Annotated in this window: 22 protein-coding genes; 5 read left to right on the forward strand and 17 right to left on the reverse strand. The window is 45.9% G+C overall.

The features are described 5' to 3' along the window. Position 1: 1 nt before the first annotated feature. The 4 genes from pflA to adhE all read right to left on the reverse strand — a co-directional run bounded on the left by pflA (position 2) and on the right by adhE (position 6971). Positions 2 to 754, reverse strand: a complete 753-nt coding sequence (pflA, locus tag AC1VYS_RS18500; RefSeq protein ID WP_482910922.1) for a pyruvate formate-lyase-activating protein — start codon at positions 752 to 754, stop codon at positions 2 to 4. 88 nt (positions 755 to 842) lie between these two features. Then, entirely contained in the window at positions 843 to 3101 is a 2259-nt protein-coding gene (pflB, locus tag AC1VYS_RS18505) for a formate C-acetyltransferase (RefSeq protein WP_482910923.1), read from the reverse strand. Between the two features lie 283 nt (positions 3102 to 3384). Further along, the gene (locus AC1VYS_RS18510; protein ID WP_482910924.1) at positions 3385 to 3543 is read right to left on the reverse strand and encodes a hypothetical protein; all 159 of its coding nucleotides are present in this window, start codon (positions 3541 to 3543) and stop codon (positions 3385 to 3387) included. Between the two features lie 815 nt (positions 3544 to 4358). Beyond that, positions 4359 to 6971, reverse strand: coding sequence for a bifunctional acetaldehyde-CoA/alcohol dehydrogenase (gene adhE / locus AC1VYS_RS18515; protein ID WP_482910925.1), 2613 nt, complete (start codon positions 6969 to 6971; stop codon positions 4359 to 4361). Between the two features lie 430 nt (positions 6972 to 7401). Between adhE and AC1VYS_RS18520 the strand changes: the two genes are divergently transcribed. Beyond that, positions 7402 to 8118: a Crp/Fnr family transcriptional regulator gene (locus AC1VYS_RS18520; RefSeq protein ID WP_482910926.1), complete on the forward strand. Its 717-nt coding sequence runs from the start codon at positions 7402 to 7404 to the stop codon at positions 8116 to 8118. A 174-nt stretch (positions 8119 to 8292) separates the two neighbouring features. Here AC1VYS_RS18520 and AC1VYS_RS18525 read toward each other — a convergent pair whose 3' ends face one another. From AC1VYS_RS18525 to AC1VYS_RS18550, 6 genes are all read right to left on the reverse strand, one after another. Then, on the reverse strand, positions 8293 to 9009 hold the full coding sequence (locus AC1VYS_RS18525) for a hypothetical protein (protein ID WP_482934396.1): 717 nt from the start codon (positions 9007 to 9009) through the stop codon (positions 8293 to 8295). 195 nt (positions 9010 to 9204) lie between these two features. Continuing rightward, complete coding sequence (locus tag AC1VYS_RS18530; protein WP_482910928.1) at positions 9205 to 9933, reverse strand: hypothetical protein; 729 nt, start codon at positions 9931 to 9933, stop codon at positions 9205 to 9207. A 186-nt stretch (positions 9934 to 10119) separates the two neighbouring features. Next, the gene (locus AC1VYS_RS18535; protein WP_192895048.1) at positions 10120 to 10422 is read right to left on the reverse strand and encodes a winged helix-turn-helix transcriptional regulator; all 303 of its coding nucleotides are present in this window, start codon (positions 10420 to 10422) and stop codon (positions 10120 to 10122) included. A gap of 356 nt (positions 10423 to 10778) precedes the next feature. Then, on the reverse strand, positions 10779 to 11507 hold the full coding sequence (locus tag AC1VYS_RS18540; protein ID WP_482910929.1) for a ThuA domain-containing protein: 729 nt from the start codon (positions 11505 to 11507) through the stop codon (positions 10779 to 10781). Positions 11508 to 11531: 24 nt separating this feature from the next. Next, positions 11532 to 12500, reverse strand: a complete 969-nt coding sequence (locus tag AC1VYS_RS18545) for a sugar phosphate isomerase/epimerase family protein (RefSeq protein ID WP_090922589.1) — start codon at positions 12498 to 12500, stop codon at positions 11532 to 11534. A 152-nt stretch (positions 12501 to 12652) separates the two neighbouring features. Further along, positions 12653 to 13765 (reverse strand): Gfo/Idh/MocA family protein, encoded by a 1113-nt coding sequence (locus AC1VYS_RS18550; protein ID WP_482910930.1) that lies wholly within the window; start codon positions 13763 to 13765, stop codon positions 12653 to 12655. A 192-nt stretch (positions 13766 to 13957) separates the two neighbouring features. Between AC1VYS_RS18550 and AC1VYS_RS18555 the strand changes: the two genes are divergently transcribed. After that, on the forward strand, positions 13958 to 14776 hold the full coding sequence (locus tag AC1VYS_RS18555) for an AraC family transcriptional regulator (protein WP_482910931.1): 819 nt from the start codon (positions 13958 to 13960) through the stop codon (positions 14774 to 14776). Positions 14777 to 14834: 58 nt separating this feature from the next. On the opposite strand, the gene AC1VYS_RS18560 is transcribed toward AC1VYS_RS18555, so the two are convergent. Both AC1VYS_RS18560 and AC1VYS_RS18565 read right to left on the reverse strand, forming a co-directional pair. Further along, positions 14835 to 15149: a hypothetical protein gene (locus AC1VYS_RS18560; RefSeq protein ID WP_482910932.1), complete on the reverse strand. Its 315-nt coding sequence runs from the start codon at positions 15147 to 15149 to the stop codon at positions 14835 to 14837. Between the two features lie 91 nt (positions 15150 to 15240). Continuing rightward, positions 15241 to 16179 carry a Gfo/Idh/MocA family protein gene (locus AC1VYS_RS18565; protein WP_482910933.1) on the reverse strand — a complete coding sequence of 313 codons (939 nt, stop codon included), beginning with the start codon at positions 16177 to 16179 and terminating at the stop codon, positions 15241 to 15243. A gap of 234 nt (positions 16180 to 16413) precedes the next feature. On the opposite strand from AC1VYS_RS18565, the gene AC1VYS_RS18570 reads away from it, so the two are divergent. Together AC1VYS_RS18570 and msrA are read left to right on the forward strand one after the other, a co-directional pair. Beyond that, a complete protein-coding gene (locus tag AC1VYS_RS18570; protein WP_482910934.1) occupies positions 16414 to 17025 on the forward strand; it encodes a TVP38/TMEM64 family protein in 612 nt (203 codons plus the stop codon). A 247-nt stretch (positions 17026 to 17272) separates the two neighbouring features. Further along, a complete protein-coding gene (gene msrA, locus AC1VYS_RS18575) occupies positions 17273 to 18235 on the forward strand; it encodes a peptide-methionine (S)-S-oxide reductase MsrA (RefSeq protein WP_482915049.1) in 963 nt (320 codons plus the stop codon). Between the two features lie 141 nt (positions 18236 to 18376). Here msrA and AC1VYS_RS18580 read toward each other — a convergent pair whose 3' ends face one another. The 4 genes from AC1VYS_RS18580 to AC1VYS_RS18595 all read right to left on the reverse strand — a co-directional run bounded on the left by AC1VYS_RS18580 (position 18377) and on the right by AC1VYS_RS18595 (position 21869). Then, positions 18377 to 18847: a GNAT family N-acetyltransferase gene (locus AC1VYS_RS18580; RefSeq protein ID WP_482910935.1), complete on the reverse strand. Its 471-nt coding sequence runs from the start codon at positions 18845 to 18847 to the stop codon at positions 18377 to 18379. A gap of 133 nt (positions 18848 to 18980) precedes the next feature. Further along, positions 18981 to 20219, reverse strand: a complete 1239-nt coding sequence (locus tag AC1VYS_RS18585; protein ID WP_482910936.1) for an MFS transporter — start codon at positions 20217 to 20219, stop codon at positions 18981 to 18983. Between the two features lie 80 nt (positions 20220 to 20299). Beyond that, positions 20300 to 20893 carry a TetR/AcrR family transcriptional regulator gene (locus tag AC1VYS_RS18590; protein WP_482915050.1) on the reverse strand — a complete coding sequence of 198 codons (594 nt, stop codon included), beginning with the start codon at positions 20891 to 20893 and terminating at the stop codon, positions 20300 to 20302. Between the two features lie 175 nt (positions 20894 to 21068). Beyond that, a complete protein-coding gene (locus AC1VYS_RS18595) occupies positions 21069 to 21869 on the reverse strand; it encodes a lipid II flippase Amj family protein (RefSeq protein WP_482910937.1) in 801 nt (266 codons plus the stop codon). Between the two features lie 188 nt (positions 21870 to 22057). Between AC1VYS_RS18595 and AC1VYS_RS18600 the strand changes: the two genes are divergently transcribed. Beyond that, on the forward strand, positions 22058 to 22543 hold the full coding sequence (locus tag AC1VYS_RS18600; protein ID WP_482910938.1) for a DUF2188 domain-containing protein: 486 nt from the start codon (positions 22058 to 22060) through the stop codon (positions 22541 to 22543). Between the two features lie 199 nt (positions 22544 to 22742). Here the strand turns inward: AC1VYS_RS18600 and AC1VYS_RS18605 are convergent, their stop codons facing one another. After that, complete coding sequence (locus AC1VYS_RS18605) at positions 22743 to 23471, reverse strand: YitT family protein (protein ID WP_482910939.1); 729 nt, start codon at positions 23469 to 23471, stop codon at positions 22743 to 22745. Positions 23472 to 24335: the final 864 nt, after the last annotated feature.

Raw genomic sequence — 24335 nt, forward strand, 5'->3', positions numbered from 1 at the left:
TCTATTTGCCTGAACAAGCCAAACCTGCTGTTTCTGCACGGCCTTGTTCAATCAGACGATACGCCCGTTCAACTTCTTCTTCAGTTGGTGAAGGCACTCCATCCAGCGGATAAACTTTACCCAGTGCCTCCCATTTGTAGATCCCCATTTGATGATAAGGAAGAATTTCGAACTTCTCTACTCCATTTAGCGTGCCAATGAAACGCCCGAGATTCAACAAATCCTCTTCCTGATCATGAATACCAGGCACGTATACATGTCTGATCCACATTTTTCGACCATGATCGGATAACCATCTTGCTGTCTTCAGCGTACGTTCATTGGATTTCCCCGTCAGCTTGATATGTTTCTCGTCATCGATATGTTTCAGGTCGAGTAATACCAAATCTGTGTTATCGAGCAGATCATGGATACGATCCGGTTCATTGAAACCGTTGCTATCCAGCGTAGTATGAAGTCCCCAACGACGTTTTACTTCCTTGAATACTTCAGCTACAAAATGTGCTTGCAGTGTAGGTTCACCGCCAGATATGGTAAGTCCGCCGCCAGAGCTGCGGTAGTAGGACAGGTACGGCTGAATCTCAGCCAGTACCTTCTCCAGTGTCATCTCTTTCCCGCCATCCAGTGCCCAAGTGTCAGGGTTGTGGCAATACTGACATTTGAGCAGGCATCCTTGCATAAAAAGCACGAAGCGGATGCCTGGGCCGTCTACCGTCCCGAAAGTTTCGAGTGAATGAATATGTCCGTTAACCATGCTGCCTCTTCCTTTCTTTTCGCATCCGCTGTGCGCCTGATTTTTATTTAAAATCCGGATACTCGATCTGGATTACTGTAAAAGTGACTTACATTGAACCGTGGAACGTACGGTTGATGACATCCAGTTGCTGCTCACGCGTCAGTTTAATGAAGTTAACTGCGTAACCCGACACCCGTACAGTCAATTGCGGATATTGTTCCGGGTGATCCATTGCATCAATCAGTTGCTGACGATCAAATACGTTTACGTTCAAGTGATGCGCATTTTGACCAAAGTATCCATCCATCATCGCTGTCAGATTGGATTTGCGCGTAGCATCTTCCTTACCCAATGCTTTAGGCACGATGGAGAAGGTGTTCGAGATACCATCAAGGCTGTGTTCATAAGGCAATTTCGCTACAGAACCGAGGGATGCGAGTGCGCCCTTTTTGTCCCGGCCGTGCATTGGATTTGCTCCTGGTGCAAATGGTTCGCCTGCTTTACGTCCATCTGGTGTTGTCCCTGTTTTCTTACCGTACACGACATTGGAAGTGATGGTCAGCACAGATTGCGTTGGCATTGCGTTACGATATGCTTTGTGCTTGCGAATCATACTCATAAAGCTTTCTACCAGCTCTACAGCAATGCTGTCCACGCTGTCATCGTTGTTGCCGTAACAAGGGAATTCACCTTCGATTTCAAAGTCAACCGCAATGCCTTGTTCATTACGAATCGGTTTAACTTTGGCATATTTGATCGCACTGAGTGAGTCAGCTGCTACCGAAAGTCCCGCGATACCGCAAGCCATCGTACGTAAAATGTCTCGGTCATGAAGCGCCATTTCGATCCGCTCGTAGCTATATTTATCATGCATGTAGTGGATCACGTTAAGAGTGTTCATATACAGTTTAGCCAGCCACTCCATCATCGGTTTGAAACGTTTCATCACTTCATTATAGTCCAGTACTTCACTTGTAATCGCAGGATATTCTGGACCAACCTGTGCTCCTGATTTTTCGTCACGTCCACCGTTGATTGCATATAGCAATGCTTTCGCCAAGTTGGCACGTGCGCCGAAGAATTGCATTTGTTTACCGATCTTCATTGCGGATACACAGCAGGCAATACCGTAATCATCGCCGTAGATTGGACGCATCAGATCATCATTCTCATATTGGATGGAGCTGGTTTCAATAGATACTTTACTGCAATAATCTTTGAAAGCTTCAGGCAGCTTCGTGGACCACAGGACAGTCAAGTTCGGCTCCGGTGCAGGTCCCAAGTTGTGCAGTGTGTGCAGGAAACGGAAGCTGTTTTTAGTGACGCGCGTTTCACCGTTGACAGACATCCCACCAATGGATTCCGTTACCCATGTTGGGTCACCACTGAACAATTCGTTGTAATCCGGCGTACGCAGGAATTTGACAATCCGCAGTTTCATGACAAAGTGGTCAACCAGTTCTTGAGCCTGTTCTTCCGTCAGGATACCTTCTTGCAAATCACGTTCAATGTAAATATCCAGGAAGGAGGATACACGTCCAAGGGACATTGCGGCACCGTTCTGCTCCTTGATCGCTGCGAGGTAACCAAAATACAGCCATTGGAATGCTTCTTTAGCCGTTGTTGCTGGCAATGAAATATCGAAGCCATGCATCTCACCCAGTTGTTTCAGTTCTTGCAGTGCACGAATCTGTTCAGACAACTCTTCGCGCAAACGAATAACATCTTCATCAATTACGTCGACTTCGAGTGAATTGAGTTCACCTTTTTTGTTACGAATAAGGAAGTCTACTCCGTACAAAGCAACCCGGCGATAGTCTCCGATGATCCGGCCACGACCGTATGCATCCGGCAAACCTGTGATAATACCTGCTTTACGTGCTGCACGCATCTCGGAAGTGTAAGCATCAAATACACCTTGGTTATGCGTTTTACGAATGTTAGTAAATATATCAATGACACCTTGAGGCATTTCAAAACCATATGCTTCACAAGCATCGATCATCATTCGAATTCCGCCGAATGGCTGAATGGAACGTTTGAACGGAGCATCTGTTTGAACCCCGACAATCTGCTCTTTGGACTGATCCAAGTATCCTGGTTGGTGGGAAGTAATTGTCGCCGGCGTATTTACATCAACGTCAAGCACACCACCGTTATCCCGTTCTTTCTTGGTCAGGTCAGATACAATATCCCACAATTCTTTGGTATTCTGGGTTGCACCTGCAAGGAACGCCTCATCACCATAGTATGGGGAAAGGTTATGTTCCAGAAAATCATTCACGTTAACCGTCTTGGTCCATGTTCCTTTGGTAAAGTTTCTCCAGCCTGTTTGTTGTTTAACATCTTTTTCGATCACCGACATCGTAATCCCTCCGCTTTTTTGGATTTCTGGACACATTATATTTTTGAAATAAACGTATCATTATGTGTCCAAAGCCGCGATTTTTTTGTGAATTGTTTCACATAACCCGGAACACGTTCTCTCTACTGGGGAACCGGAACCGCGGGATGAATGTTTTTCTTATATTTTCAGTATACGTCGAGCAAGTCACACCATCTGTGATTTTTATCACAAACTTTGGATGTTGTCTTATTGCACAATACGAGGGCTGTTCACACTTGACCACTCCGCGGGCAGAACAACTTCAGATCGCCGTTATCCCCGGATTTTTTCGATTCACTTTTCCAAAGTGAAAATCCGGGGATAAATGCGAACGCTCCGCTTCTTCCGTCTGTCCTGCCCGCTCCGTTATCGTGTGAACCTCTAATGTGCAAACAGCCACCGTCCCCTTTGTTCCTACCATTTTGGGGAACCATTACTCCGCTATGCTCGGAGCAACCAAGGACTTCAAGTAGGTTCCTGAAAAACGAATGCTTCGCTCCTTCGTTTTTCTGCCCATTTTCTGCTGCTTACGCGAGCACCGCCTTTGCTACTGCTCCACTGGTGCGCCGTCGTGTTATTCTCGCTCATGCAAGAGGGTAGAACGTTCCTGAAAAACGGACGCTTCACTCCTCCGTTTTTCTGCCCATTTTTCTGCTGTTTACGCGAGTTCCGTCTTTGCTACTGCTCTACTGACGCGCTGTCGTGTTATTCTCGCTCGTGCAAGAGGGTAGAACGTTCCTGAAAAACGAATGCTTCGCTCCTTCGTTTTTCTGCCCATTTTTCTACTGCTTACGCGAGCACCGCCATTTGCTACTGCTCCACTGGTGTGCCGTCGTGTTATCCTCGCTCATGCAAGAGGCTAGAACGTTCCTGAAAAACGGACGCTTCACTCCTCCGTTTTTCTGCCCATTTTTCTGCTGTTTACGCGAGTTTCGGCTTTGCTACTGCTCCACTGGTGTGCCGTCGTGTTATCCTCGCTCATGCAAGAGGCTAGAACGTTCCTGAAAAACGAATGCTTCGCTCCTCCGATTTTCTGCCCTCTTTGTATCACCTCCTACAACGATCTATCGTTTTCTGCCGTTACTCACTTTCCTTTTTCTCACCTCACCTCCTTTCCGTTCTCCATGTTCTTTCCTTCGGCTATGCAACGATACGGCAATCGGGGCTCCCCAAAGTGGAGAACCCCTGAATCTATTACCTTAACCTGAAATGGCTAGTTGTAATTTATGCTGCTTATTATTCAAATTTGCCGTAGAAAGCGTTGCGGTACACATCGGCCAGCTCAGTTACCAGCGGCAGTTTTGGATTCGCTGTTGTACATTGGTCTTCGAAGGCACGATCTGCCAAGTAGTCTACACGCGATTCGAAGTCTTTGGCGTCAAAGCCGATTTCCTGGAATGATTCCTCAATGCCCAGTTTTTTGTTCAGATCACGGATGGCTTTGATCAAGCTGTTCACGCCTTCTTCGGTTGTACGTGCTGGCAATCCTAGAATACGTGCGATTTCGGCGTACCGCTCATCTGCCACAAAGTGCGAATATTTCGGGAACGATGCAAATTTCGTCGGTTTTTTCGCATTGTAACGAATAACGTGTGGTAATAGGATGGCATTGGTGCGTCCGTGTGCGGTATGGTACTGTCCGCCCCATTTATGCGCCAAGCTGTGGTTAATACCCAGGAATGCGTTGGCAAAAGCCATACCTGCAATTGTGGATGCATTATGCATTTTTTCACGTGCCAGTTTGTCGCCTTGCACTGACGATTGCTCCAGGTATTGGAACACCAGTTGAATCGCTTTAATTGCCAGACCGTCTGTGTAGTCATTCGCCATAACGGATACGTACGCTTCAATCGCATGTGTCAATACGTCCATACCGGTATCGGCTACTGCGGTTCTTGGCAAACTGTATACGAACTCAGGGTCAACAATCGCTACGTCTGGTGTCAATTCATAGTCAGCGAGCGGATACTTCGTATTGCCATGCTCTTTATCGGTAATTACCGCAAACGATGTGACTTCCGAACCTGTACCGGATGTTGTCGGAATGGCTACGAATTTTGCTTTCGATCCGAGTCTTGGATATTTGTAAATCCGTTTACGGATATCCATGAATTTTTGTTTCAGATTGTTAAAGTCCGTATCTGGATATTCATAGAACAACCACATGGCTTTGGCAGCATCCATTGGTGATCCGCCACCGAGTGCGATAATGCAGTCTGGTTGGAAGCGTTCCATCATGGCTGTACCGCGGTCTACTGTTGTTGTTGATGGATCTGGCTCAACTTCAGAGAAGACTTCAATCGCTACCGGTGTCTGACGTTGACGCAGGTAATGCTCCACTTTTTCCACATATCCGAGTTTGACCATCATCGCATCCGTAATAATGGCTACACGCGTAATGTCCGGCATTTTGGCAAGGTATTGTGTTGCTCCTTTTTCGAAGTAGACTTTGTTCGGCACTTTGAACCATTGCATATTCACGGTACGGCGAGCCACCCTTTTCACATTGATTAGGTTCACAGCAGTTACGTTGGAAGATGTCGAGTTACGTCCGTACGATCCACAACCCAGTGTCAGTGATGGCATATTCGTATTATAGATATCCCCGATTGCGCCATGTGTGGAAGGTGAGTTCACGATAATCCGGCCGGTTTGCAGACGATCCGCAAATTGGTTAATGACTTCTTCATTGTTCGAGTGGATTACGGAAGAGTGACCCATTCCGCCAAAAGCAACCACTTCTGCTGCGCGTTCAATACCATCTTTTGCAGATTTAACTTTGTAACATGCCAGCACCGGACTCAGTTTCTCGGCGGACAATGGGAATTTGGTGCCTACACCTTCAATCTCGGCTACCAAAATTTTAGTGCCTGCCGGTACTTCAATGCCGCACATTTTGGCAATGTTCACAGCGGACTGACCTACAATGGATGGATTAACCGCACATTTCTCTGCGTTGATTGCACCTGCTGTCAATTTGGCTGCCTCTTCTTTGTTTACAAAATAACAGCCGTTGGTGATCATTTTCTTTTTCACTTGGTCAAAGATCGGTTCTTCAATAATGACCGCTTGCTCGGATGCACAGATCATTCCGTTATCAAAAGATTTCGACAGGATTAAATCCGTTACCGCCTGATTGATATCTGCACTTTTCTCGATAAAGCATGGTACGTTACCTGGCCCTACGCCCAGTGCCGGTTTACCGCAGCTGTACGCCGCCCGTACCATTGCTGATCCGCCTGTCGCCAGGATGAGAGCAACATCGTTGTGGTTCATCAATGCGTTGGTACGATCCATGGATGGATCATCAATCCATTGGATACAGTCTGCCGGAGCACCGTTTTTCACAGCAGCTTCAAGCAAGATTTTCGCTGCCTCGCGGCTACAGTTCTGTGCAGATGGGTGGAAACCAAAGATAATCGGGTTCCGTGTTTTTATGGCAATCAGTGCTTTAAACATCGTTGTGGATGTCGGATTGGTCACTGGTGTGATCCCCATGATGATACCAACCGGTTCCGCAATTTTCTGGAAGCTGTCATACTCATTATCTTCAATAACACCTACTGTTTTTTCGTATTTAATGCTGTTATAAACATACTCTGTTGCGAATATATTTTTAATAATCTTATCTTCATACACACCACGTCCCGTTTCTTCCACGGCCATTTTGGCGAGCATCATGTGTTTATCCAGTCCCGCAAGGGCCATTGCCTGCACAATCCGGTCAATCTGCTCCTGATCCATGGACATGAAAGCTGCATGTGCTTTGTTCGCTTTATCAATTAACGTTTGAATATACTGACCTGCTGTCGGTTCTTTTGTTGGGGCGACTTCATTCTTTACAGCCATCTCCCTCATCCTCCTAAAGGTTCGTATTGGTTTGTCTCTCTTCTTTACATCCACATCGTATCATGGGGAAAAGATATATTATGTGATTTTTTTCACAAAGTATGACAAATTTAAATTAAGTTTTTAACAGCCCCTTTCCGATGAGAATTCACTTTCTATTATAAATAGTAGACCAACAGCCTCATCCTTCCCCTCAAAAAGTGAATTTAATCACAATGTTTGAAATTTCGCCATTTTTAAAGGCTTTCCATGCCCCTCAAACGGTAAGATTAGGTATATACTGAACTTAAAAATTGAACCACCGCAATTTGTACCGTACCTCCACACGGCCGAGATGCCTACATCAGGATGGCACAGTTTGCGGCGAACCTCGGGGGCATTATTTCGGATAACAATCAGCTTACCGGGGAGACAAAGGGGAGATCAACGTATGGGAGAACTAACAAACGTACTGGAAAACCGCGGGAACACTAACTGCTTCTCGGAAGTAAATTTTAATCATCTGCTCGTAACGATGAAAGACCGCACCTACCCGGAAGGAACTCATCTGTACTGGGAAGGTGACGTCTCTGACAAACTTTATTATATGAAACGGGGACGTGCCCAGATCACCAAATCGACCGATGAGGGTAAGGAACTGATCATGTACATGTACCAGACGGGCGACATGATTGGTCAGGCTGATCCGTTCTTCGGTTCAAGACACAGCTTCTCCGCGGAGGTTCTCGAGGATAGCGAGATTGGTGTGCTGGAACACAAAGACCTGGAAATGCTGATCTGTCAGCATTGTGACTTTGCGATTGATTTCATGAAATGGATGGGCATTCACCATCGTTTGACCCAAACCAAGTTCCGCGATTTGATGTTGTACGGCAAACCAGGTGCACTTTGTTCCACCTTGATCCGGCTGTCTAATTCCTATGGAGAAGCGCATGGAGATCATGTGATGATTCATAAAAAAATTACCCACACGGATCTATCCAATATGATTGGAGCTACCCGTGAAAGTGTAAACCGCATGCTCAGCGATCTTCGCAAAAAAGATGCGATCGAGTATGACAACGGCATGATTGTCATTAAAGACCTGAAGATGTTGCAAGGGATCTGTCACTGCGAACTATGCCCGAGTGAAATCTGCCGCATCTGACGCGAACGCAGAATCTCGAGAAAGCACTTTGAAACACCGTAGCACACTGTCCCTACAGCTCGTTAGCGAGTAGTATATCTCTTGCCTTAACCAACTTTTCAACAATATCATTCCACGTAAAAAAGCCCAATTTCGCTGAATCCAATTGGGCTTTTTGTGCTTCTTTTTATATGTTCAAGATGGGTTGACAAGTTCAAGTTTTATCGAATCTCGCGGACTTAATTTCATATCCAACCCGTTCTCCATTAATTCCTTGTCATTCACTTTAATTACCCAGCGCTGATTCATGCGGGGCATCACATTCTCGACAGCAACAACAAATTTGTTGTTTTCTGACAATCGTACTACCCCGCTGGATTTCAATACATCACGAACGGTACACTCCTGCACATAAATACCAGCATATTGCCGATTTAGATTTGGCTTGATGCTACCACCACTTACCTTAAGCAGGGTTGTCTGATATGCGACACCATCTCCCCCGCTGTCAGCAGCTTTGACGTATATAATGACTTCATCCTTGGCATGAAGCTCGGTATCCCAATTTTCCGGCTCAATATCCTTACCGTTTAACTTCACTGCCCAGCTCAGAGATGAATCAAGAGAAACCTCACCCACAGACTGGATCCGTTTGCCGTCTGCCGTAAAATCAACCAGCCCGCTATTCAGCAAAGCTTTTTTGAGCGTCAATCCTTCACTGAAATCCCGTTTGATGGACTTCGTTGCGTCGGGTAAAAAGGTACTGCCATCAATAGCAACAGTAATCGTATTCGTTGAATCTTTCTCTGAGACAACCGGTTGTTCGGAAGGCTGTGTCTCTCTGGTACACCCCGTCAAAATGACGAGAACAAGCATGCATAGACCTATGTAACCGGGAATTTTCTTCATCATGTAGGTAACACCACCCTGCGTAAAATCATTCACCCTGTTGTCCATACCCTTTATTATGGCACATTCTTTGATAAAAAACAGTGTCAATGCCGTTACTTTTCTCTTTCCCCTGCTTGAAGAGCTAGTATCTAAAAAAAAGGAGAGCCTGCAAGCAGACCCTCCTATAGTGTATTAGCCATGCTTTGGACCAAGCCACTATTGAATAAAAGCTTGCATGTAGGTACGGCCGCCATCGCCGTCCTTCACATAGGGATTCAGCCCAAACGTTTGGTTGTCTGATACAAAAACACCAGTAAGCAAACGACCTTCAAGTAATGCACCGTCTACCTGTACACAGCAGGAAGGTGCATCTACGTATTCCTGATACAATGGAATATGACCGTATGGCTGATGAATTTTGAACACTTTGCCCTGCTCATGCAGTGGACGATCCGAGAAATACGTTGGTACAATGTAGCGTGCGATGACTTCTAGTTCATCCGCTGTATAAAATGGCTCATCACCAAGCCAAGGTGCGAACATGCGGATTTTTTCATATTGTGACCAGACGACGGCCTGAATGAGCATTTCGATCTGAACCAACTTCCCGTTTCCGGCCTTCAGACAAAGCCGATCGTTAAAAGGTTGTTGTTTTGAAAGAGACACACGATCAGGCAACCTCAGTTCACAGCCGATACATTTCCAGCCGCTGGGCGCTTGAATCCATTTTTGCAGCACCGCCGGAGACGATCCTGAGCCAGCGCCGTTCAACAAATACGCGTCTGTCTGGACAGGGTTATCACTACCCGAACGTGAATCAACTGAGCGTTTGAACAGTTCTGCCGTTTTCTGATAAATCAGATGAACCTGAATGGATGCGCTCTCAAGTTCTGCGATGTCTTGTTTGCCGTAGCGTATTTCACGGGATAAGCTTTCTTCTCTCATGACAAGTGGCCTCCTTCGCTCCGGCCGTCTGCGGCCATTTTCTATAGATTATACTACATCTGCTGACAACATGTGCACAGCAAGCGTGAAAAAGTCCCACGTAAACCGTCTCAGAAGACAAAAAACTCTTGATTTCACTGGAAATCAAGAGTTTTTGTTATGCTCTCACATAACATGCAATTGAGTTTATTCCACCCAATGCTCGGCCCAGTCTTGAATCTGATTCATGACAGGCTGTAATGCCTTGCCCTTCTCGGTCAGTTCGTATTCAATTCGCACTGGCGTTTCTGGGTACACATGACGCACCAGAATGCCTTCACTCTCCAGGTCTTTCATCCGTTCAGACAACATTTTGTCACTCATGGACGGTATCAGATTGGAGATGTCTTTGAATCGCTTTGAACCACTCATCAACGTTTGAATAATCAAACCATTCCAACGCTTGCCCAAAAAAGAAAACGCCGTCTCAAAGCGCGGACACATCCGCATATCTTGATCTTCCACTTTTATCACCTCTTTAGAGATCACTCAACTTACGTTTTGTTAGTATATTTCATAATAACACATTTGAGCTTTAAAGAAAACGTCTGCTGCAAAAAACTTTACATTTTAGAAGCAAGACATGACGTACAGACAAGATCGCTGTTCCGTTCCTTCAGTATACAACACGTTATGGCAGGTAACCATGGGAAATATCGTTTAACAACTGATATTCTTATATTACCCAAAAAGAACCCTTCTACCACGGTCAGACAACCTGGAGAAGGGCTCGGTTTTACTTTATCGACTTATTATGAATTGTCCATGAGGGTTTCAAGACGCACCCTAGCTAAAGCTACTGCGGCTTAGACCAGCACGCCACCAATTGGTCTTACAGGTTCGCTCTTGCCATATTGCGGCTTCGAGCTACGGGCAGGGTAAGCCCATTTTACAGCGTTACTGATCACTTTCAGGATTTCCGGATTGTAATAAGTCGGGTACGTCTCGTGCCCAGGCCGGAAATAAAAGATTTTACCTTCGCCGCGACGGAACGTACATCCGCTACGGAATACCTCTCCGCCCTGGAAGTTACTTACAAACACCAGTTCATCCGGTACTGGAATATCGAAGAATTCACCGTACATCTCTTCTTTTTCCAATACAATCTTGCCTTCAATGCCTTCTGCAATCGGATGGGACGGGTTGACACACCACACGATCTCCTGCTCGTCTGCTACACGCCATTTAAGATCACAGCTCGTTCCCATCAGTGCCTTGAAAGGCTTGGAGAAATGACCGGAATGCAGCACAATCATACCCATGCCGTTCAATATGCGCTGCACTACCCTCTGTACAATCTCATCACTGACGCGATCATGTGCCATATGTCCCCACCATACAAGCACATCCGTGGAATCCAGCACTTCATCACTCAAACCGTGTTCAGGCTGATCCAATGTAGCAGTACGAATCGCAAATCCCTCGCCGCCAAGTCCGTCAGCAAGCGCACGGTGTAGACCGTCCGGATAAACTTCCCTGACTTCATCATGTATTTTCTCATGGACAAATTCATTCCAAATGGTGACGTTAATCATAATCAATTTCCCCCTAGTATAGCTCTAAACCCACCACATATCGCCCAGCGGTTCCTCGATCAATACTTGCTGGAGATTTTGCACGGCTTTAGAGAATCCTTCTTCAACCGACATCAGACCGTCTTCATGTTCAATACTTACTACATAATCATATCCAACCAGGCGCAGAGCACTCATAATGTCCGCCCACGTTTTGTTATCATGTCCATAACCCACGGAGCGGAACTGCCAAGCACGATCCAACATGTTCGTGTAATCCTGCATATCCGTTACCCCGTGTTTATTTACGTTCACCGGATCGATCGTTGTATCTTTGGCATGGAAGTGATGGATTGCATTTTCACGACCCAAAATGTGAATCGCCTGCACCGGATCAATGCCTTGCCACCACATGTGGCTTGGGTCAAGGTTCGCACCAATGACTTCACCTGCGGCTTCACGCAGTCTCAGCAACGTAGCTGGTGTATGCACTGAGAATCCACCGTGTAACTCCAAACCTACTTTTACGTTACGGTCTGCAGCAAATTTGCCCCATTCCGTCCAGTAAGGAATTACTTTGTTTTCCCATTGCCATTTCAAAATTTCCTGAAAATCATTCGGCCAAGGCGCAACAGGCCAGTTCGGATACTTCGCATCCTCATGGTCTCCCGGACAGCCAGAGAATGTATTCACAACAGGCACTTCCAGCTTTTCAGCCAGCTCTACCGATTTTACGAAATCATCATGGAAGCCTTTGGCAATGTCTTTTTGCGGGTGCAACGGGTTACCGTGGCAACTCAGAGCACTTATTGTCAGTCCGCGGGATTCCACTGCATTTTTGAAATTTTTGAGTGCTGTAGGATTGCTTAACAACTCATCCGGCTTACAGTGAGCGTTCCCCGGGTGTCCACCTGTTCCGATCTCTACTGCTTTAAGTCCCTTGGAAGCTACATAATCAAGGGCATCCTCCAATTTACGTCCACCGAATAATACCAAAAATACGCCCAGTTTCAAGTGCAATTCCTCCCTGATTTAGATAATGTATGATTGCTGTGTTTTGCTGTTCCGTTCTCATGCTTGTTTAGTTATTGTGGAAAAACAAGCATGATTCTATCCCGAAAATTCAACGTTGTCACTCATGGATCTTCTCGAAGCTCCATTATCCATTAATGAGATTCAACTGTTTCATTTTCGGATGGACTGGCATTGGTTGTTACAACGCTGTCATAGGTGCTCTCCAGATGAATGTGCTTGCCTTCAAGAGAAGAACGCTGAAATGCGTGCATGGCCTCAAGTACATGATATGCCAGCTTACCGCTTGCTTTATGCTCGCGTCCGGCACGAATGGACTCCACCATCTCGGTCAAACCGATACCTCTCTCGTTGTGGCCGCTTTCGAAAGCCGGCTGAACCGTCTCCCAAGTGTCTTGACCATAACGGCGAAGCTTAACTTCACCATTGAAAAAGTTAGGATCAGGGACACTGAGCGTGCCTTCGGTGCCATAGATTTCGATACGAGGCAGGTCAGAAGCCCCGCGGATATCAAAGCTTGTAATCATCGTTACAATAGCTCCATCCGCAAAATCAATCGTACCAGCCAGATGGGTCGGTGTTTCTACACGAAGGGCGGTTCCTTCCTTCGCTCCCGAACCAATCTTGCGATCGGCAATCTGAATGCCTGCTGACGCGCTGATCCGGCGAATCGGACCAAGCAGCGTAATCAAGGCCGTCAAATAATAAGGTCCCATGTCAAACATCGGCCCGCCTCCTGCAACATAGAAAAACTCGGGATCAGGATGCCACGCCTCAGGCCCTCCGCCCATGAAGAACGAGGTAGCTGCAATCGGCTTGCCAATCAAACCATCTTCAATGGCTTTACGAGCCGTCTGAATGCCTGAGCCAAGGAACGTGTCTGGCGCAGAGCCGACGTACAATCCTTTTTCCTCAGCAAGCTCGACAACTCTCCGTCCATCTTCCAGCGAAATGGCCAGCGGTTTCTCCGCATACACATGTTTTCCCGACTCCAACACAGCGATATCGGTCATCGCATGACTGCCGGGAACCGTCAGGTTCAGCACAAGCTCAATCTCATCATTTTGTAACAACTCATCTACATTGTAAACGTTTGCGATATTAAATTCATCTGCCCGTTCCTGAGCACGCTCACGGATCAGGTCAGCGACCGCCACAACCTCGATATAAGGATTGGTTTTAAGATTTTCTAAGTAAATGGCACTGATATTGCCGCATCCAATGATGCCTGCTTTCATTTTCTCCACGATGATGTTCATCTCCTTACGCATATAAGAGATATGTTCGGCTGTCTAAAATGCTTGTTGGAACCATAGTTTGTTTATGTTGCTCAACTCTAAGTCTATGGTATTCTGTTTGCGCTTCAATTAAAATGAATAATATGATTGAAACATGAACTATCTGGTCATAATTTTTGATTTCAAACAAGGAGTCTTCATATGCCAACAGACTTTTCCTGCCAAGTTCTTACAGCTGGCTTTTCATTTCATCGTAAACCCTATAGCATGGTACAACCGGACGGGGTGAAAAATTACTTGATGCGACTGCAAACGGATGGACGTTGCCGTGCTCGGATTGATGGCTCCATGTCCATGATTGACGCAGGAGACTTGCTTCTTTTTGACCCGGATGAGCCTTATGAACTGAGAATAGACAATGAGTACAATCCCATGGGGGAGCGGCTTGTGGAAAGTGGGGACTATCATATTTTCTTCAACGGTTCCTGGGTGGACGAGTGGTGGAAACAACATAAACGGCCGACTCGAATCAAGGTCGAATTGTCCGAAAGCCTGTTAACTCTATTCAGACAGCTGATCTTGGAGCAGCGCCGCCTATCCAATCCATACCCCGAAATTTCGAGTTATTATATGCGTATATTATGTTTGGAAGTAGATCGCATGTTATCGGAGCATCCCACCCATACGAAAACCAATTATGTCGCTTACGAGATTAAAAATTATATCGAAGAGAATGCTTCCTCCCTGTTTAAGCTGGACGATGTAGCAACACATCTGGGCATCAGCGTCTCACGAGGAGTGCATCTTTTTAAAGAAACGTTCGGCAAAAGCATTATGCAGTATACGCTCGATGTACGGCTTAATATGGCCAGAGAACGGATTATTTTTAGTCCAATGACCTTGGAACAAGTCTCTGAATCCTCCGGCTTCAATAACTATACATACTTCCACCGAGTATTCCGTTCCCGGTTTGGCATGTCGCCAAAGGAATTCCGCCTGATTCACCGGGAACAGATGTAACGATGTCGTTGATATGGGAGTGCCGAGCTCGTCATGCAATAGTATACGTACAACGAACTTATTTGCGCGCGGCGATGGCCTCGGACACCACCATAGCGAGGTCTTCGTTGCCAAACATGGACAGCACGCCAAGCACCGTATCGTCCGGAATGTCACCAGCTTCCTCTTTGGATACAATCAGCTTCTGCACTTGTTGCAAACGCTCATTGCTTTGCTGATCCGGATACGCCTGCCCATACATCTCTTCCGGATCAAGTCCGTTATTCACACACCACTGAGCAAAGACCAGAATCATCATCTCTTCTTCTTGCTTGTAAGACTCAATGACGGCTTCCTCAATTTGTTTGTTACGTTCCTTCTGATACTCATCCATGCTTTGTTAGCACTCCTTTACCTCATTCAACTGTATTTACTCCATTGATTCTGTATCCATTTTTAGATCGGTATGGATCAAATTCAATTACTTATCCCTTGATCAGCTTCTCAGCGAGCTCATGACTGTCCATCACATAACTCGCACTGATCTGGCAGTCATCCGGAGTATCCAGACATGTTAGGAAATGATCTACGGCTCCAGCAAAACCTCTGCGTGTCAGCACCGTATCCCAGCTTCCAAACGTCTCCTTCGTCTCCAGTTTCCCCTGTTCTGTATAATAAGCCGTATCCATATTCACAACTTCTACTGATCTTCCTCCGCCGTGCATCTCTACCTTTTCTAGATCAGCCCCTGCGGCACGAATCATTTCGAACCGAGCAAGTGCAGTTTTTCCTTGCTTGGCTGTTCCAGCCGCATGTAGCAACCGCCCTTGATCATCTTGGCGAAGCCACTGGTGCACAAGTTGCACATCGTTATCTGCGTACCACAACATCAGATCGAGCATATGAATGAGATCATCGTAGATGGTCTCGGCGGCCGGGCGATCTTGTAAACTCGTGCGATGTTTGGTCAGGGAGAGTGTTTGGTAACCTTTTCCCGCCTGCATCCATTCTTTTGCCTTTTGATACATCGGTGCGAACCTGCGGTTGAATCCAACAGCAAGCAGCAGCCCCTGTGCCTCTGCAAATGCAGTCATCTCTTCCGACTCCCGGAGGGTGTAGGATAATGGCTTGTCTACATAAACCGCCAGTCCCCGCTCCAGGCAAGCCATCACAATCTCAAAATGGGCTTCCGTTGCCGTATGTACAAACACCGCATCCAAATCCCAGGACAGCAGCTCTTTCAGTTCGGTCGTGCCCCGCTCAATGCGATGCGCCTGTCCAATTTCCTTTACAGGTTCAGGTGAGCGGTTCATGATGCCAACAACCTCCACACGTGGATGGGCAGTGAGCAGTGGCAAATATACTTTACGTGCGATTCCTCCGAGTCCGATCATGGCAATTCGGGTACGCTTGATCGTTTCCATGATGAGCATTCCACCTTCAGCTATTTTCATTCGTCAGCCTTCATTTGTAATTCGGCCTATGACTTTCTCCGTCCTATAGTGTAACCTCTCCGTCTCCAACTTGCCAGTGATCTGCAAGAAAGAAGGTCTAATGATTATTCATATCGCGGCCTGGCGTGGTAAACTTATAAAGTATGGCAGAACCGGACGGACCTGATGTCCCTACGGATCTGAACCGAAAGGAGCGTTTGGCTTTTGCGAAAATGGTTATGGCTCCTCGTTTATGTTTTACTTGCCGGAGTCACGTTTATTTACAGATATGAACTGCTGGGATGGGCCGATGACCATCAGTCCATTCCGCTTTTACTTGCCATGGCAACACTTTTTGCCCTCGTACCTGTTATTCCATACAAGATTGTTATTATTGCCTTTGGGTACAGTTATGGCATAACCATGGCAGCATGGATCTGCTGGCTAGGCACAACGCTAGCGGCGATGCTTGTCTATGCAGGAGCAAGAACCATTTTTAGACAGCAGGCTCGGGGATACCTTGAACGCATTCGTGGCTTGAACCGTTTTACCGCATGGATGGAGGCGCACCCGTTCATGGGCGTGATGACGATGCGTTTGCTGCCCGTTGTGCCTCAGATGGCCGTTAATATCTATGCAGGCATTACGTACACCCCCTTCTGGGTATTTATGGCCGCGACAGCGATTGGCAAAATGCCTGCAATCTTGGTTTTTGCATACGCAGGTGCACAGGCTGGCTCATCGATTTGGCTGAGTTTGGGGATACTGGGCGGATACATGATCGTTATGGCTATGATCTTGCTCTTGTTCCGTTACCGGTCACGTAAAAAAGCTTGAATATCTGCCAGCACTCATATTGCCTGATTCACGCTTGTTCCCGTTATCCCGCTTGGTTGACTTGACCATTCGGGATATAATAGAAGAGCAAGCCAAATATTTATATTTAGAAATTTAAATATAACGATGATTGCTGGAGCACATTCTCGAACTAGAGCAGATGTCTTGGAGCTAACGCATGCTACAAAACAGAGCGACAGTTCAAATGCAGGCGCCGGATCTTCGTCAGAAATGGAGTGAATATAGCATGGAACAACAGTCATTGGAAAAAGCAACATTTGCAGGCGGATGCTTCTGGTGTATGGTATCCCCTTTTGAAGAACTCCCCGGAATTCATAAGATCGTTTCGGGTTATACAGGTGGACATACCGAGAATCCCACCTATGAGGAAGTATGCTCGGAAACAACTGGTCATGTGGAAGCGGTACAAATCACGTTTGATCCGTCTATTTTCCCATACGAAAAACTGGTTGAGCTCTTCTGGCAGCAGATTGATCCAACAGATGCAGGTGGACAGTTCCATGACCGCGGATCATCTTATCAGACGGCCATCTTCTACCACAGTGAGGAGCAGCGCCAGATCGCTGAAGCTTCCAAAGCTGCGCTGGAGCAGAGCGGACGTTTTGACAAACCCATCTTTACTCCAATCCTGCCTGCCAAACCGTTCTATGAGGCAGAAGACCATCATCAGAACTATCACCGCAAGAACCCTGCTCACTACAAACGTTATAGCAAAGGCTCAGGCCGCCAGGATTTCATTGAGCGTAACTGGTCGGGGAATGTGGACAAAAGCGGACTGAAGCAGGTTCTGACTCCACTGCAATATGAGGTCACACAGAACAATGCGACGGAACCAGCCTTCCACAATGAATTCTGGGACCATCACGGGGATGGTATCTATGTGGATATCGTTTCTGGGGAGCCGCTGTTCAGCTCTACAGACAAATACGATTCCGGTTGCGGCTGGCCAAGCTTCACTCGTCCACTTCGGGACTACAACGTGAAGGAAAAAACAGATCTCAGCCATTTCATGATTCGTACCGAAGTTCGCAGCCGTGAAGGGGATTCCCACTTGGGGCATGTATTCCCGGATGGCCCTACGGAAGCAGGCGGTCTGCGTTATTGCATCAACTCGGCGGCACTTCGTTTTGTCCCTAAAGAGGATCTGCAAAAAGAAGGATACGGCGAATATCGCGTTCTGTTTGAATAAATGTATATCTAAAAACAGTGAAGAGCAACGGGACTAACCCGCTGCTCTTCTGCTGTTTTCGAGATGTAAACTTGCTTATCATTTTCTTAAAACGATAACTAACTACTGAAAGGTGGTTAACTCACTACAATGGTTATTCATCTATAAATGCTTTTCATAAAATACTATGGTCATTTTGTCGTTAACTGCTTTTGTTTTACCCGACATTTTGTAGCCTTTTTTTTCATATAAGTGGCAGTTTCCTTCCTCTTCTAAGATGGTATCCAGTTCCCATAACTTTGCATCATCATAGATCTGCTCAACTCTTGTTAAGACTTTTTGGGCAATTCCTTTTCCTTGGTGCTCTGGCATTATAAAGATGGGGCTAACGCGATAATTCTGATTATCTTTTTTCACGACTCTAATTGCACCGACAGCAATCTCAAGATAATAAATTATGAAATAATCTGTAAAAGATTGATTGATCTGAGTAATCACTTTTTCTATGGATTCATTAGCGGGACTTGTATCAGAATCGTGATATTTCTCCAACAAAGGCATAAAGGCTTTGACTTTCATTTCATGAATAGTGGCTGCATCTTCTAAACCTGCTTTACGTAATGAAATCTCCATTGAATCCCCCCTTCTTGAGACCTTTGAGTAAAATACAATCATTGTTCATCCTCTGTTAGCCTCGTACAAGAATGAAATGAATCTAAGTTTAACACATTTCCATCCTAACCCCATTTTTAATTACATGACAAGCTCAGTTGTATAACGCCTCCTCCACTTTGTTCTGCTTGTCATCTTCTACCGTGATCTCATCATCGTTAAACCGTATCCTTAATCCCGGAATCATACTGAGAAGCATAATGGTCACCGAGATCACGTATACGATAAGCAGGGATGTATGATTCATGATCACACCAGCTAGTGAAGAACCTATCAGCATCGTTCCCATAAATAATGGCGTAATGGTTCCATTCACCCGGCCAATGACGTGCTCATCAATCCGACTGACCATATAGGAAGAGATAATGATATTTATAAAAGCAAGGCTAATAGAACTAAGGAAGGTAAGCCCCAACGTCAACCAAAGCCAACTGGATAAAACTTCACCCAGCATCGTTACTGCGAGACAGAGCAGTCCGATGATTAATGTTTTCGTTTGATTCAACTTGTTGCTGACGGCCGCGGCAAATACCCCGCCAATCAGCAAGCCAAGCCCAGATGCTCCTGACAGATACTGAAGTGCAGTCTGCTCCAGTCCCAAACGATCTGTAATGAGGAAAATCGCGAGCGGATTAATAAGACCCGCAGAAAGACCTACACAAGCAAACACCAGACCTAACATTTTGAGTGAACGGGATCGGCTGACATACTGCCATCCCTCTTTGATCTCAGCTAATAAAGACGTTCCGGTTTCACGCTTGGTAGCATCCTTCGGCAGAAACGCTAGCAGTATAGCGGAAGCAATAAACAATATTAGCAAAACCATCATGGATGTCTGAATGCCCATGACAGTATAGAGAAAGGTACCTACAACTGGCCCTAAAATAAGGAAAAGGGAGTTTGCGCTTTGCGTTACGGCGATCGCCGACTGTACATGCTCTATTTTTACATTCCGTCTAACAATCTTGACCGATGAGGGCTGAGAAAACTGACTGACAATCGAGGAAACCAGTGTTGCAGCATAAAGAATCTGCCAGTATCCTGAGCTTAAAATGGCAATAATCGTCACAATCGACAAGGCACTGAGTATATCCCCTATAATCATCGTTCGTTTCGGGTTCCAGCGATCAGCGAGTGCACCGCCGATAATGGAGAATACAAAGATTGGAGCATACTCCAGTACCGTGATAAGGGAGATTGCAACCGGATTGCCTTGCGTCTGATCCATAATATAGTAGAGGATTGCCATATTTCGTATCCATATCGCGAGGTTCTGCAACAAGTCTGAACCGGTAATGATAAGAAACGCTCTGTTTCTTAATAACGTGCTCATATTCCATCCCCTTTTTTAAACCGACTGTTCGGTTTATTAATGTTTAAAAAGAAAAACTGATATTACATCAGTTTTTCTCGTTAACGTTGTTGAATACCCGTCAGTAGACTGCTTATCCCGATATGGTATAGACGCCGGATTTCATCCAGATCTTTCTCAAAATAAAGCGTACTGAGTCCGCTAAAAAGACCGTAGATAATATGCATCATGTCCTGTGGGTTACCCTGTTTTAGTTCACCAGCTTGAATGCCTTCAGAAATAATACGCTCATAAGTTGCATAAGGAATCCGGATCAGCGAAAGCATTTCATCCATCATTTCTTTACTAACGATCTGACCGGAGACAAATTCGTTAATGGCATGATTTAGCGGATTCGCCATGTCATCCACGTAGTGATCGGACAGTCCATACAACTTCTCAATAACAGTCTTATATTGGGCTTCCTTCTCAAGCCATTCATTCATCCAATCTTCGTTGTTCAGCTTGATGAGGTACATAAACAGCTCCTCTTTGCTTTTGAAGTGATAATAGATACTGCCTTTACTTCGATTGTTAATCGTGCATATGTCTTCCATCGAAGTGGCCCCATACCCCTTCTGGGCAAAAAGCTCCTTGGTGTTACGTGCGATATCTTTCTTGATCTGAGCAACGTCTTTTCTCCGTTTGACTTCGATAACCACACCCCCTCAATTAAACCGACTATTCGGTCTAATAATATCATAACCCATTTTTTTCTGTCAATGGATAAGAGTCAGGCATCCCTTCTCAATGATTAGTGAGAATGAGGGAATCCCTGACTGTGCTAGTTTGCGAGTATCTAGAACGTTATGTCAAATAATCAGTACAGCGCTACATCATACTTACGATCCAGCCAATCCAGTAGGCTAGGGGAATCAACAGTAGCTGCGCCACCAGTGTACCAAAAAGACGGGAAATTAACATGCAGCCGTAAATCTGGTTCATGCGATTCAGTCTGATCTCGCCGCGTAATGATCGGTCACTGAGCAGTGCAATTCGAGGGTCAACCAGAATCGTAAGTAAAATGGTTGCCATCCCATTAATCAATCCAGTCGATTGGGATGCAGCAACAGCCTGCGCCGGATACAGATAAGCTGCGTATAAACTGGATAACACACCTGTGGTATAGATCGCAGTCACCGCTACATTGAGCAGCATTAACCGCCTTGGCATGCCGTGTTGTACCAAACGTTTGGCCATCTCCAACGATGGCGGAGTGATGTAATACGTTGCATTGCGAAGCTTACTCCGCTTCAGAAGTTGCCGCACCATGCCAGGAATGGAACCCGCCACTTCAAAATGCACAACCATTCTGGATGAGAGCTTTACCATCGTCGGAAAACAGAGTATAGCTAATGCCGTCCCTAGCGTTGCTGCCCCCATCAACCAATGAAGTTGCGCTGCAAAATGCGGATTGGCTCCACGAGTCGCGGCATCCACCAGACTACCGATCATGGGACCTTGGGCCATATTGGAGGTGCGGGAAACGAGCAGCAAAATGCCTGCGAGGGATATTGCCAGTGCAATCCGACGTGTACGTAAACCGCCAAGACGAAGTGCATAGGACAGGCTATCTGTGGCATGGATCAGCATGGTGAATAACATCGGAAGAGCCAGACTTAAACTGAACATATGTACGTTCTCCTTTATATTGGTGCTTATGTTTGATTTTATCTAATTTTCTTCATCAACGTATTATACGCCCTATGCCCCCGGAAGTATAGAAAAGGGAGGAGAACTGGTTTGGCATTTATCCTGATTTGCCTGTGGGCCTAAGGGTAATATACTACTAATCCATACTATTTCAGGAGGGATAACGTATGCCATGGAACAAAAACGACTACCCGGTATCCATGAAAAATTTGAAGCCACGCATTCGGCATAAAGCGATCGACATTGCCAACGCTCTGCTCGATGACGGTTCTGAGGAAGGACGGGCAATTGCTATTGCAACGGCCAAGGCGGAGGAATGGGATGAGAATCATCCTGATCATAAGGGATCAGACTCCGATTCATCTTCTCATACATCATCCAAAAAACAGGATAAGTCGCCATCTTCAGAATCGTCTTCTCGGGATCGGCGCCACTCTGAACCTGTCTCCTCGTCCAAGAGTCATCACAACATTCATGTTGTACCGACCGAAACGGGCTGGGCCATTAAACAAGAAGGTACATCCGATTACCATTCCACTTATGATACCAAAGCGGAAGCTGTAGATGCCGCCAAAGCCTGGAGCAGCAAACAAGATATTCGAGCCATCATTCATAATCAGGATGGACAAATTGCTCGTTCTCTTAAATCGTAATGTCCTACCCTTTGGTTAATGAGCATCCTTTTCTTAATCAGTTATCTAGATGTATAACAAAAAATCCCTCTTGCTGCAAAGTCTGCAGGCAAAAGGGATTTCCTCTCCAAATCAAAGCTTGCTTCAAACCAGTCAAAGCTTGATAAAGCTCGAATACTTTTTATGCCATATAAGCCATGGGTTTTTCTGAACTGCCTGCTCAATGCGTTACACCTTGCGCCACGGAAGTCCGTGTTGTAGCCACATTGACCGCTTTGGCAGCAACCGATGGAATCGGCAACTTCACAGCCGACGTTGTAACCACTGTACCGCGAGCCGGAATGCTGACCACATACGTAATCATTTTGCTGGCAATCCATACAGCCAGAATTGTATATAAAGTTTCTTTTACCGGAAGAAAGAAGAGTGACAATCCCAGAACGAACGCATCACTGACAAAGAAAACCGTTCCCAGCTTCCATCCCTTCCAGCGACTGACGAGCACGGCGAGAATATCGTCTCCGCCTGTCGCTCCACCAAAGCGAAGCACAATTCCCGCACCAATTCCGGTTAATACACCGGACAGTACTGCAGGAATCCACAGGTTTCCGTTAAAATTCATCACCAGTGTGGAATAACGCTCAAAGCCGTCGTAGAAAAGGGAAAATGCACCCACACCAAGCAGAGCTTGAATCATGAATTTCCAGCCTTTAAGGAACCAGGCCAAGATCATGACAGGAATGTCGAGCAGCAACATGCCGATTGCCGGCGATAAACCCGTTGCATATTTTCCGAGCAGGGCCAGACCGACAAATCCGCCCTCCGATAAATGATTCTGAAAGTTAATGTGATAATAAGCAAATGCCAAAATAAATGTACCAAGCAACATAATTGCAAACTTGATCGCTTCTGTCTTAACGTGTTGTACGGTTAACGATGTTCTCTTCATACAGGTTCCCTCGCAGTTTGTAGTTGGTTTTTAGACCGACCGTACCCTGCATAAGGTAAGCCTGGAAGAAATCATCGTGTACGTCCTTCGAATATTCATCCCAATCCCCTCTTTCGCAGAGTCAGCCGTTTTTTTGAACCGGTTGGTTTACTCTACAAGGGGCGCTATGTGTATGAGAGATCGTAACGTTTCCAGATTGTCCTTGGGGAGATTGTCCTTCGGGGACTCATGGTATCCTGATCCTTTCTGTGTGTTGTGGTTAGCTGTGCTTGGTTAAACGAATTGAAACATTACAGAGATTCAACATTGAACACCTTGTTTCACACCTAACCACTCCGATTGCAATACCCTCTTTCGATCGCTGTTATCCCCGGATTTTTTTGATTCCTTTTTTCAAAAGGAAAAATCCTGTGATAAACGCGAGCGCTTCGCTTCTACAGATGGGTTCTGCACTCTCCGTTCCTGTGTGAATATAAGTTCAAACGTGACTCCAAACCTATAATCATTCAATTCTGCTTAAACACCAAAGCTAACTTGCTTGTACTTCTATTATATAACACCAATGTGACCGGGTCTAAACAAGCAACCCAGCAAAAACACGCATAAAGCAGCCTCTGAACTGCTCCAGTCGTCATACAGACACACAGGCACAAGCAATGCTTGAGAATGGTGCTACCTGCTCCTTTATTCTATGACCGAAGCCAGCAAATATAACAGTGCAGTCACCTAACTGTGACAATTACGGGCCTTTTTTTATTTTCTGGTCGTTTGCAAAGGAATCCTTTTCCTTACGCACATACACTATAGCGAACGGTATCGCCAATACAATTCAAACGTTTCCAGACTTACTCTGCTGTTTATGGT

Source organism: Paenibacillus sp. G34, from assembly GCF_056856875.1.